9 protein-coding genes and 3 pseudogenes are annotated in these 11,856 nt (G+C 64.9%); 9 read left to right on the top strand and 3 right to left on the bottom strand.

Annotated features, from left to right (window positions below; translation table 11 throughout):
• Positions 1-356 precede the first annotated feature (356 nt).
• The gene (locus AZG88_RS26165; RefSeq protein ID WP_231914203.1) at positions 357-839 is read left to right on the top strand and encodes a DinB family protein; all 483 of its coding nucleotides are present in this window, start codon (positions 357-359) and stop codon (positions 837-839) included.
• A 396-nt stretch (positions 840-1,235) separates the two neighbouring features.
• Here the strand turns inward: AZG88_RS26165 and AZG88_RS26170 are convergent.
• Positions 1,236-2,107: pseudogene (locus tag AZG88_RS26170) on the bottom strand (L,D-transpeptidase); the annotation flags it as partial.
• A 207-nt stretch (positions 2,108-2,314) separates the two neighbouring features.
• Between AZG88_RS26170 and AZG88_RS54190 the strand changes: the two are divergent.
• Genes AZG88_RS54190 through AZG88_RS26180 form a run of 3 tightly spaced genes read left to right on the top strand, consistent with a single transcriptional unit; the run spans position 2,315 to position 4,918 of the window.
• On the top strand, positions 2,315-2,560 hold the full coding sequence (locus AZG88_RS54190; RefSeq protein ID WP_442971754.1) for a PTS fructose transporter subunit IIB: 246 nt from the start codon (positions 2,315-2,317) through the stop codon (positions 2,558-2,560).
• A 7-nt stretch (positions 2,561-2,567) separates the two neighbouring features.
• Entirely contained in the window at positions 2,568-3,971 is a 1,404-nt protein-coding gene (locus tag AZG88_RS26175) for a sugar porter family MFS transporter (protein ID WP_061699644.1), read from the top strand.
• Entirely contained in the window at positions 3,971-4,918 is a 948-nt protein-coding gene (locus AZG88_RS26180; RefSeq protein ID WP_061699645.1) for a carbohydrate kinase family protein, read from the top strand. Before AZG88_RS26175 ends, AZG88_RS26180 begins: the two co-directional genes overlap by 1 nt.
• 673 nt (positions 4,919-5,591) lie before the next feature.
• Here AZG88_RS26180 and AZG88_RS26185 read toward each other — a convergent pair.
• A pseudogene (locus AZG88_RS26185) lies at positions 5,592-5,753 on the bottom strand (ABC transporter substrate-binding protein); the annotation flags it as partial.
• Positions 5,754-6,274: 521 nt separating this feature from the next.
• Between AZG88_RS26185 and AZG88_RS26190 the strand changes: the two are divergent.
• On the top strand, positions 6,275-6,769 hold the full coding sequence (locus tag AZG88_RS26190) for a cupin domain-containing protein (protein ID WP_231914204.1): 495 nt from the start codon (positions 6,275-6,277) through the stop codon (positions 6,767-6,769).
• Between the two features lie 304 nt (positions 6,770-7,073).
• Positions 7,074-7,715 (top strand): TetR/AcrR family transcriptional regulator, encoded by a 642-nt coding sequence (locus AZG88_RS26195; protein WP_061699646.1) that lies wholly within the window; start codon positions 7,074-7,076, stop codon positions 7,713-7,715.
• On the opposite strand, the gene AZG88_RS26200 is transcribed toward AZG88_RS26195, so the two are convergent.
• The gene (locus tag AZG88_RS26200; RefSeq protein WP_063886888.1) at positions 7,684-9,105 is read right to left on the bottom strand and encodes an MFS transporter; all 1,422 of its coding nucleotides are present in this window, start codon (positions 9,103-9,105) and stop codon (positions 7,684-7,686) included. The genes AZG88_RS26195 and AZG88_RS26200 overlap by 32 nt on opposite strands.
• Positions 9,106-9,233: 128 nt before the next feature.
• Here AZG88_RS26200 and AZG88_RS26205 point away from each other — a divergent pair, with 128 nt between their 5' ends.
• From AZG88_RS26205 to AZG88_RS54195, 3 genes and pseudogenes are all read left to right on the top strand, one after another.
• Entirely contained in the window at positions 9,234-10,052 is an 819-nt protein-coding gene (locus tag AZG88_RS26205; RefSeq protein WP_063886889.1) for a creatininase family protein, read from the top strand.
• 2 nt (positions 10,053-10,054) lie between these two features.
• On the top strand, positions 10,055-10,939 hold the full coding sequence (locus AZG88_RS26210; RefSeq protein WP_061699648.1) for an MBL fold metallo-hydrolase: 885 nt from the start codon (positions 10,055-10,057) through the stop codon (positions 10,937-10,939).
• Positions 10,940-11,645: 706 nt separating this feature from the next.
• Positions 11,646-11,856 (top strand): annotated as a pseudogene (locus tag AZG88_RS54195) (hypothetical protein); the annotation flags it as partial.

Below are 11,856 nucleotides of genomic sequence, written 5' to 3' on the forward strand. Positions count from 1 at the left end.
TCGATGACCCACTCCCCCGTTCACGCCGCAGGACCAGACCGCGCTGCTGCTGGCGGAGATGGAGGAACGACGACCCGAAGAGACCGTCGACGTCGTCTTCACCCCGGAGGCCGACCGCCAACCTCTCGACGACGCGGACCGGACCGAGCCAGCCCCCAAACCCCAAGTACTCGCTGAACAACCCACAGGGGCAACAACTCCCGGAGCATTCACCGCTGGGAACCCACGCCGCGATGATGGCGGCCTCCTACCGATGGTGCCGGATACCGGTAGCTGTTCGACGATCGGTCCGCGCCCGATCCACCGGACCGCAGTCGCCGTCGGTGCCTGTCCGCACTACTGGCAGGGTGGCGATCATGCGGACTGCCGACAAGGACGTGCTGGACCTGCTCGACCACGCTTGGGAACGGTTGTGGAACCGGATGGCGGGACTGACCGACCGGGAGTGGTCGTGGCGGCCGGATGACGCCGACGACAAGATCACCATTCGGTGGCGGTTGCTTCACATCGCTGAAGTCCTGACCCAATCGCGCAACTGGACGTGGCTCGCGGTCACACCGCCGGAGGCAAAGATCGACAGAGGCGGCGCGGACAGCGCCCAGGATGCCCTGGCCTCGATGGACTTGGCGTACGCGGGTTTCCGCGAGCTCGTCACCTCCGAATCCGTCGACGTGGGTACGGCGATCGGCCCGGCCGCCGGGCCACACGGCTCGGCCACCCGAAGGACATGTCCTGCGCATCGCGGACGAACTGATCCATCATGGCGCCGAGGCCGCGCTCCTGCGCGATCTTTACGCCAGCCGTACGTCTCACCGACGACCCCAATTGGAGCGCTGTGATTCAGATCAGACGCTCAGAAATGGCCGAGATCGCTCTGCCACAAAGCCGGGACGACATACAGGACGATGACCAGCGGATAGTACAAATTGATCACCGCACTCACCTCCACGAAAAAGGGACGGGCGGAGGGTATTCCCTCGCCCGCGGTTCGGGTACCCGGACTGCCGGCGAGTACGCAGGCGACCGGGTCGTTGTCGGTGCGAGTTGCAGCGCCGCTGGCGTTTCCGACAGCCGTACCCGATTCCGCGTACCAGCAGGGCGAGGCGACGAACCCACGTCGAAGCCAAGTTGAAGGCGTCGCTATCGGGTCACCGATCGGGCCGCAGCTCGGGTGAACGGTTTCCGCCGAAACGGTTGCCGCGCAGGAATGTCCCTGGCAGGGTTTCGTTCTGTTCTCAGGACAGGGCGCTGCCGGCGAGCCAATGCTCCCAGGGCACGGACCAGTCGCCGTTCTGCCACAACTCCAGTGGGGCGCCGCCGGTGCCTCGCACCTCCACGACGTCGCCGGGGACGGAGAAGTCGTAGAACCAGCGGGCGTTGTCCGGGCTCAGGTTCAGGCACACGTGCGAGACGTTTGGTGTTGCCCTGCGCCCAGACGGTGTCGGCGAGTTCGTGGAGATAGATGCCGTCGTTGCTGATCCGGGTGGCGTAGTTAATCTTCTCCTTGTCTCCTTGTCTCCTTGTCCCCAAGCCTCGAGTTGACCGGCAGCCCGTAGGTGGAGGAGTCCATGATCACCGGGTTGGCCTTGTCGAGGACGGTGTAGACGCCGGGCTGGGTCCAGAAAGACAGGGTCTGCCCTCCGACGACTTCGGTGCCGCCCATGCCCATCGACGTCGGCATCGTCCGAACCACCTGCCCGTTGTTCGTGACGATGACCTGCTTGGTGGCGTCGTCGGCGACGGAGACGTGCGCATCACCGATGGTGAACGACATCTGCGCGTCGTCCTGCCCGAACAGACCTTCCCCCAGGGGAATGCCGTACACATTGGCGTGGACGGTGACCTGCGTGCCGGGCGTCCAGTAGTTCTGGGGTCGCCAGTGCACGTTCTGATCGTCCGCCCAGTACCAGGAGCCGGCCACCGGCGGTGCGGTCTGCACCCCGAGTGCCCTTTCGGCGGCGGCCTTGTCGGTAATCGGTTCGTCGAAGTGCGTGACGATCACCGTTCCCACGCCGAAAGTCCCGCCGTCGGCGAGCAGGTTCCCGCCGGTGGTGACGAACGACTGCATCGTCTGATTGCCAGGGGTGATCGTCGAGAAGGTACTGATCAGACTGCTGTGGGCGCCTTTGTTGTTTTAATCTGCTCATTGATGCCCGAATATGTGTGTTTAGGCCCGTATATGTTGACATGAGAGCCACGTCACAGCTATAACTGTCCGCAGGCTCATCGATACAGCGACGCAGGACCAGGCAGGTCAGCGTCGATCGGTCGTCGCTTCGGCTGCGACAGCGAACCGCTAGGAAAGGCGCGTGACATGAAGTTCGTAGCCACAACCTCGTGCCCCACGGGCATCGCACACTTGGCGGCGGAATCGCTGGAGCACGGTGCCGCCCGCAGCGGTCACGACATCCACGTCGAGACGCAGGGCGCTTCTGGCTCCGAGCCGCTCGACCCCGCGGTGATCGCCGCGGCCGACGGGCGATGGCGTGGGTGCCCAACCCATCGCGCTGTGCGCGGAAATCCCTCTTTTCCAAGATATTTCGACCGCAAGAGGAAGTAGACATCTCGTGAAACCTATAGTTGTTCGCAGCGCAATAGTCGCCGCGACCGGCGGGCTGCTCTTCGGATTCGACACCGCCGTCATCTCCGGTGCGGAGGAACAGATCCAGCAGGTGTTCGCGCTCAGCGATGCCAAGCTGGGCTTCACCGTCACCACCGCACTCATCGGGACGATCCTCGGCGCTCTGGTCGCCGGCCGGCCGGCAGACCGGTACGGCCGCAAGAAGGCGCTCTACGTGATCGGCGTCCTCTTCGTTCTTGGGGCCCTCGGGTCTGCCCTGGCCCCGAACGTCGAAATTCTGATGCTGTTCCGGTTCATCGGTGGCATCGGCGTGGGTGGTGCCAGCGTCTGTGCACCGATCTACACCGCCGAGATCGCCCCCGCGGCCAACCGAGGACGCCTGGTCGGGTTGGTGCAATTCAACATCGTGCTCGGCATCCTCATCGCCTATGCATCCAACGCCGTCATCCGCGCGGCGGTCCCCGGGGACAATGCTTGGCGCTGGATGCTCGGCGTCATGATCGTTCCAGCACTGGTGTTCGTCCTCATGCTGCCGACCGTCCCCGAAACGCCACGCTGGCTGGCCGCCAACGGTCGATGGGACGACGCGACCGCAACGAGCAAGCGCCTGTGCACCACCCAAGCCGACGTCGACTTCCAGATGAGTGAGATCCGGGAGTCGCTGGCGGCCACCGCGAACATGACGAAGGTGCCGTTCTTCACGCGCGGGCACCGCAAGGTGATCCTGCTCGCCGTCGCGATCGCCGTCTTCAACCAGCTGTCGGGCATCAACGCGGTCCTGTACTACGCGCCACGGGTCATGCAGGAGGCCGGCGCCAGCACGAACGCCGCGTACCTGATGAGCGTCGGGGTGGGCGCGATGAACTTGGTCGCCACCATGGTCGGGCTGAGCCTGATCGACCGACTCGGCCGGCGCAAGCTGATGATCGTCGGCTCGATCGGCTACCTGATGTCCCTGGGATTCCTTGCCGCCGTGATGTTCTACTACGAAAATGCGCGCGGTGGGGAGTTCACCTCTACCTCGTCGATACTGGTGCTGATCGGGCTGATGGGATTCATCGCCGCCCACGCCGTCGGCCAGGGCTCGGTGATCTGGGTATTCCTCTCGGAGATCTTCCCGAATCGGATCCGTGGTCAGGGGCAGTCGCTGGGCAGCCTGACCCACTGGGTGTTCGCCGCGATCACCTCGTTCGCCTTCCCGCCGATCATCGGTGCCCTCGGAGCCGGCGCCGCGTTCAGCATCTTCTTCCTCGCCATGGTCGGTCAGCTGATCTGGGTGCTGAAGGTGATGCCCGAGACCAAGGGTGTGCCGCTCGAGGAGATGCAGGCCAAGCTCGGCGTCGCACTCGACCACGGCCCGGACCAGTCGACCGCGGTACGGGCGCACTGATGACCAGCCGCGTACTCAGCCTCGGCGAAGCACTGATCGACGTCGTCACCAGGCCCGGATTCACTCAGGAACACGTCGGCGGCAGCCTGCTCAACGTCGCGGTCGGACTCGGCGCACTCGGCCACCCGGCCAGCATCTGCTCCCACTGGGGCAAAGACACCCGGGGAAATCTGCTCAGACAGTGGGCAGAGTCCGCCGGCGTGCAGATCACGCCCGGAACCGACTCCGCACACAAGACGTCGGTCGCGTTCGCCCGGATCGACGCGGACGGACACGCAAACTACGAGTTCGACCTGAACTGGGCGGTCCCGCAACTGCCGGACCTGGAACCGTTCGGGCATCTGCACACCGGCAGCATCGCCGCCACCGTCGAACCAGGCGGCTCGACGGTGGTCGTCGCCGCCGAACGGATGCGGCTCCTCGGTACCGTGTCATACGACCCGAACATCCGTCCCGCACTGATGCATTCGCCCGACACCGTCGTCGACCGCGTCGAGCACCTGGTCTCACTGTCCGACGTGGTAAAGACCAGCGACGAGGACCTCGACTGGCTCTACCCGGGCGTGTCGGTCGAGAACATTATGCGGCGGTGGGTGAAGACAGGACCAGCAATGGTGGTCGTCACCCGCGGATCCTGGGGCGCCTACGCGCGACTGGCTCACAACCGGGACATGCTCCACATCGACCAGACACCGGTCACCGTGGGCGACACCGTCGGTGCCGGGGACTCCTTCATGGCCGGACTACTCTCCGGACTACTCGACGCGGGCCTGCTCGGCTCAGCCCAAGCACGGGATCGACTCGCGGCTGTGGACTGGCCCGATGTCCAACCCGCACTGCTCCGCGCGATACACACGAGTGCGTTGACGGTCAGCCGATCCGGCGCGTACGCGCCCTCCCGGGCGGAAGTGCACGCCCTTCATGCGCTCGACTCGGCCCTCACCTGAACGATCGTCGCGGTCACCGAGGACGCCATGCGTGGTTACCGGCGTTGATGCACAACCCCATTCACGAGAGGAATCACCTGACCTGCAACGGTTGTTCATCCGGCACGGCCACACCCCGCCACCGTCCGCGGCGAACTCGGCACCCGCGTTCCCGGCCTGGGGCCGCAGTCAAGGCGAAGCTCGGCTTCGACCCGAGCTGACCTTGCAGGTCGAATCTGAGGTGATCGCCCACACCCGCAACGCGTGCGAGCGCGGCGCCGCCGCACGGGCGCAGTGGCAACTCGCATTCGACTCGTGGGCAGCGGCCAACCGCAACGCAAGGCCCTCTACGACCGGGTCACCGCCCGCGAACTGCGAGCGATGTCGCCCATGGCCTCTGCGGTTCAGGCAAGAACTTCGATTGCGAGTGCGGTGCAGATTCTGTCTTCGAAGGCGAGTTGGATACTGAGCGAGGACTTCGCTACTTCGAGCGCGAACTCCGTGCGCCGAGGTGAAGGTACACGATGCCCGACACCCACAGGGCATAGGCTTTGTTCCACCGCTCGTGGTGAGTGTCGGCGAGTCGAACCAGGTCAGCGCAACTCGTCGATCCGCCGCCTCGTACGGGTTTGAGCGTCGCGCCACGTGAGGTGCCGGGCGAGGTCGACGCCCGGCGTCTCACGTCGCGAGCTACCTAGACGGTGGAGCGTGCGGTGCCGACGAACTCGCCGATCCACGGAACCACCGCGTCGCGCACCTGAATTGGTCGTGTAAGCAACCCGTTCGACAGCAGCAGGTCGGCGCGTTGCTGTTCGTCCAGGAATTCGTCGGTGACCGGGTTGATGCCGAACGGTCGCGGACAGCGGCGAATTTGTGCTCGAATCGCGTGACCGGTTCCGCACCCACTGCTGCCAGGCACCAGCTGTAATGCAGTTTCAGCGGGTCACTGTCGCACACCGCCACACCGGTGGTGCCCTCCAAGGTCAGCGCCTGTGTCCACCGTTGCGCATTGACCTGCGCCCAGTAGGTCGCCTGCTCCACCGGATCAGATCCGTCCGGCTCCTGCCCTGTCGGGATGTATTCGGCGACGAACTGACCACCGGTAGCGCGGCACCACGTGGTTTTCCCGGCGGCACTGGGCCCTTCGACAGCGACAATCACCGGCACACTCTATCGATGACACGACGATCCGAATCGGCGGCGCTCCCCTTGTGGTGTCATGAGGCGGGCTCCCGAAAACGGTCGAATGAGAGAGACACCCGAACTAGCGCATATCTATACAAGGGACGTGTTCGCTACCAATGACACTCCTGACAACTGCGTACCCGAGGTCGGCGTAAGGTGTGAAACACCTCATTTGCTCGATCGTGGGAAGCGGTGTGGGCGGTGTCGAATCATCGTATTGTCGGTCCTGAAGACGGCGAGCTCTACCAACCCGCCGCGGCCTGCGGTGATCGGTTTCTGATCAACGGCCGAGACTGGAGCGGCGGGTTCTCGTTGGTCGAGCACCGTTTGCCGCCGAGGGTGCTTGCAGCTCCGCTGCACAGGCACACCCGGGAGGATGAGTTCAGTTTCATCCTCGAGGGGACGGTTACCGCCAGGCTCGGGGACCAGGAGATCGTGGCCGGTCCGGGAGATCTGGTGATCAAACCCCGAGGAGAGTGGCACACATTCTGGAATGCCGGCGAGACGGCGGCGAGATTGCTGGAAATCATCTCGCCCGGAGGTCTGGAAGAGCTGTTCCGGTGCCTCGACCAACTGACCGAGGATCTGAGCCCCGAAGAGTTGGAGCAGACCATCGCCCCCTACGGCTGTTCGGCAGACATGGACGGGACCATGGCGCTCGTCGAGAAACACGGGCTCATCTTCTAGTTCGCGGTGCGATGTCCGGTGAGGGATCCCGAAGCGGGCCGCACTGGGGCGAGACTGAAGCCTTCAGATTGCTCGTTGCGGTTCGTGGCGTGTCACGGGTGGCTGCACGCGCTGAAGGGTGACGTGCCCGAGGGCGAGCAGGCCAGCCAGTGCCGACTCAACGATCAGCCCGAACACGGGTCCAGCCCGTTGTCGAGGTCTGTCGACAATCACACGGTGCGACTGTCGAAATGCCATCACGTCTAGCTTGTACAGTACAGGCTACGGAAGGGGCTTTTCGCGGGTTGAGAGGGCGGCAGATCGCATGGGACTGGAGGGTGGTGTGGTGGTGTCCGAGTCCGAGACGACGGCCAAGATTCTCGACGCCGCGCAGGAGCTTTTCTTGCGGGACGGATACGCGGGGGTCAACCTCGATCGGATCGCGAAGTCGGCGGGAGTGGCACGCCAGACGTTGTACAACCGCTTCGGCAGCAAGGAATCCGTCTTCCGCTCGATGCTGGATCGGCACTGGTCGAAGTTGTTGCAGACCGGGCGCATCGACGATCTGGTGGACGGTGCGCCGCAGTCGGCGGAAGCAGTACTAAGGCGCTTCGCCCAGGCGATCCTCGCGTTCGTGGCCGAGACCGACCAAGTGAGCTTCATCCGCCTGGTGGTGGCCGAATCTCGGCGACTGCCGTGGATCGCCGAGGAGTTCTACCGGGCCGGCAAGGAGCCTCTGCTGAAGGCGCTGGTCGGCCAACTTGACCGATTGGTCACCGACGGACATATCGAATGCCGCTCGACCGAGTTGGCCGCCCACCAGTTCTTCGGGCTACTCCAGGAAGTGACGTTGTGGCCTCAGGTCATGGGCATCGTCGAGTTCGTCACGGATCTCCCGCCCGCCGACGAGATTGTCGAGGAGTCGGTCGCCACCTTCATGGCGCGGTACGCGCCCGCTGCGGGATAACTGCCGTCGGTGCGTCGCCGGGCGAGATCTCCTCGAGGGTCCGCCCGGTGGTGGCAACACCGAACCCCACGGTGACGACCGCAGCAACCGCCAGGGCTGCGGCGACGAGGGTGAATACCGCTCCGGCGCCGCTGTGTTCGAGCATAGGGATTAGATAGAGCGGCGCGGCGGCGGTCGACAGGCGTCCCAGTGAATAGAGCCGGCCTGTGGCGGTGGTCCGGATGGCGGTCGGGTATTGCTCGAGCTGATACACGTGGGTGACATTCGACATCAGGTTCGCGATCACCGTGAACGTGAAACCCCACAGCACGATCCACACCGGTGTGACGGCATTTCCGTAGGCCAGGCCGAGCGCGGCCATCGCGACCAGCGAGCCACCGAGAAGCCATTTGCGCTCGAACCTGTCCATGACGAGCATCGAGAGCAGTGAGCCGACCGGGTATCCGACGAAGGCGAGCGAGACATACAGCAGGGAATTGGTGACACTGATTCCCTTCCCCGTCAATACGAGCGTCGCAACGCTACTGAATCCGTGGTACCCGATGACGGCCAGAATCCAGACGATCGCCATCGTGATGGTGCGGCGCAACAGCGGCTTCCGCAGCATCGCGGACGCGTTCACCGGTCCGGTGCTCACGGGAGAGATTGCCTCGTCCTCGGCCGGGGCGGCCCAGCCCTCCGTACGTGCGGCATCCTCGAGTTCGCGGGTGACGGCTTCGGCTTCGTCTGTCCGGCCCACGGATTCGAGCCAGCGCGGCGACTCGGGTAGGTGCCGCCGCAGGATGAAGGTGATCAGGGCGCCGAGCGCACCCAGGGCGAACATCCATCGCCAGCCGTCGATCCCGAGCGGGCTGGCGTCGACCACGATCATGCCGATGAATCCGACGACGGGGACCGCGGTGTACGAGAGCGTGAAGGCCCACGCCACGAAGTAGCCGCGGCGTTTCGACGGCAGGATGTCACCGAGGAAGGAGTCGGTGACGGGCAGTTCGCCGCCGAGTCCGACGCCGGCGATGAAACGACACAGCACCAGCATCCACAGATCGGTGGAGAAGGCGGCCAATAGCGTGAACACCGAGTACAAGCCAAGGGTGATCATGTACGCGCGCCGGCGGCCGAGACGGTCGGCGATCCGGCCGATCAGGACGGCGCCGACGAAGGCGCCGACGAACGCCGAGGCCAGCACCAGCGACAGGTCGAAGCCGGTGAGCGCGAACTTGGTCATCAAGGTGGCCGCCAGTACACCGGCGAGGAACAGTTCGTAGATCTCGAAGAAGTTGCCCAACGCAATGATGGCGATGATTTTCTTGTGCCGCCGGGTGACCGGGAGGCGATTCAGCCGGGCGGCGATGGTCAAGGGAACGCCGGGGCTGGGGGTATGGGTATCCATGGCTCCTCGATGGGGTTCGTGCGGAAACGTCAGCGAACTGGCTATTGCCGGCCTGGGCTCTGGCCACCGCTACCGATAGGGGTGTACTGTACAGTCCAGTCTAACTTTGGTCGAGGCTTGACAGCGTTATGGAGGACGAGGGCGACATGGAGTACTCCTGGGAGAAGATGACCGCGGAGCAATTGCGAGAGCGGGCGGGACTCGACGGTCTGGTACTGCTCCCGGTCGGATCGATCGAACAACACGGCCCGCACCTGCCCACCGGGGTGGACGCGCTGCTCGCCACTGAGGCGGCGAACAGAGTCGCAGCCCAACTGGCGGAGAGCCTTTCCGTCGTCGTCGCACCGACACTGTGGTGGGGACTAGCGGAACACCACATGCGTTTCGGCGGCACTCTGACCCTGAGCCTGCCCACCTACCACGCCGTGCTCCGGGACGTCTGCCGGTCGATCATGCGCGCCGGATTCACCCGGATCGCGATAGTGAACGGGCACGGCGGGAACATCTCGGCGCTCAACGCCATCGTCAACGAATTGACCGCGGAACTGCCCGTCACCATCGCCGTGACGACGTACCTGACCGCGGCGGCGGACGACGTCGCGGACATCCTGGAGGGGCAGAGCGGCGTGATGCACGCATGCGAGGGGGAGACGTCGATGATGCTCGCCGCGCACCCCGAACTCGTGGTCCTGGACCGCCTCTCCGACGCACACGGCCCCGAATGCGGACTGCAATCCGACAACGTCCCCGTGTACCTCTGGCGCTCCTTCGAGGAGATCACCGAATCCGGTGTGGCCGGCGACGCACGACTCGCCACGGCCGACAAGGGCGAGAAACTGTTGGCGGTGTGCGCACACCGACTCGCTGACCTGCTCGCGGCGCCGGAAACCTGGCACCGAAACGCCACCATCGACCGCCAGGCCGCCGCAACGAGCGTAGGGAGCTGATCGTGTCCGGAACCTCAGCGCACTGGACCGTAGGGGACGCGACCATCGGTCGCGTCGACGAAGTCGTACTCGAAGGGCAGGGCCGCTGGCTCCTGCCCGACGCCACAGCCGAACTCGTGGCCGGCCAACCGTGGCTGGACCCGTCGGCCACCGACGACGGCGGCGACATCCGCCTGTCGGTGCATAGCTTCGTCGTCGACATCGCCGGAACCCGCATCGTCATCGACACCGGTATCGGCAACGGCAAGGTCCGGGACAACCCGGCGTGGAACAACCTCGACGGCGACTACCTGCCGCGACTGGGCGACGCCGGTTTCGACCCGGATTCGGTCGACCTCGTGATCAACACGCACATCCACCGCGATCACGTCGGTTGGAACACCACCTTGCGCGACGGGCAGTGGGAGCCGACCTTCCCGAATGCCCGCTACCTCGTCGCTCGCACCGAATGGGACTACTGGTCGGCGGCAGCGCTGAGCGAAGACCAGCAGCGAATGTTCGCCGATTCGATCACCCCGGTCCGCCGGGCCGGTCAATACGAACTCGTCGACGTCGAAACGCCTGTCGAGATCGCCGACGGAGTCGAACTGCTCCCCACTCCGGGCCACACCCCGGGGCAGGTATCGGTCCGGATCAGCTCCGGCGGCGAGACCGCGCTAGTGACCGGGGACTTCCTCCACCACCCCATCCAGCTCGCCCACCCACGCCTGTGCTGCGGAGTGGACGTCGATCCGGCCGTGTCGGAACGCACACGAGAGACTACGCTGTCGAGCATCGCCGACACCGAAACCCTGCTGTTCGGAAGCCATTTCACCCACCCCACCGCCGGACGCGTGCGCAGCACCGCATCAGGATTCGTGCTCGTCCCGACCGCCGCGAGCAGGTAGGAATCTCATCCCACAACGAAGGATCTCGCCACGACCACACACCGAGATCGTGAGCACGCCCCAGCCGTGGCGGCTACCGTCACCGGCATCCGCGGTGTCCTGAGCGCGCTCGACGACGTCGACAACGCGGAGACTCCGCCGGCTGGACGCGTTGGAGATGGGGGTCTGGTCCGCACCCGCGACGACCAGGATCTTTCGGCGCCGGTGCACCACTCGGACCGTGACGTGCAAGGCGGATTCCAGCGGTCGTCGCAACACGCACGGTTTGGCAGAAGAAGCATAGTGCAGCTCCGATTGAGGATCGTTGAATGGCCAGCGATCCGCGTGCGGAACCACCTGTCCCGGTGGCGCGCTGTCGGCCTGTCCCGCTGGTGGTTCCGCTTTCGGGATCTCTGTCCCGGACCCACTCCAACTACGGCGATTTCGTCACGAGATCGAGCCCCTGGAGGGTGGCGTCGGTAGAGGAGACACCTACCCACATGTTTCGTGCTGACATCCGTTGGCATCACAGCTCCGCCGGCATGCGGGCGCCCGCCCACTGCGAAAAGACCTCTGCAGACGAGCCAACCGCGGCGATCTGATTCAAAGCGCTCCAATTCGGATCGATCAGTGACACGGACGGCTGGCATACAGATCGCGCAAGAGCGCGGCCTCGGCGCCATGATGGATCAGTTCGTCCGCGATGCGCAGGACAAACGATCTTCGGATGCGTTGGAGTGACCTCGATCCACGTCTTCGGCAAGCACTCCTAATTGGCGGCGCCTTCGAGACGGGCCTGAAGATCGCCACGTTGATTGATCTTGCCCAGCGTCCACGTTCGGCCATCCGGGGCTCGAAGTCCTTGTGGGCACTCACTCCACCATCCCACTATCCGTCGGCCGGCATCCCGTTAGGTGATCCTTGGGTTCGTGCGGTGA

Source organism: Rhodococcus sp. LB1, assembly GCF_001583455.1.
GTDB classification, from domain to species: domain Bacteria; phylum Actinomycetota; class Actinomycetes; order Mycobacteriales; family Mycobacteriaceae; genus Rhodococcus_F; species Rhodococcus_F opacus.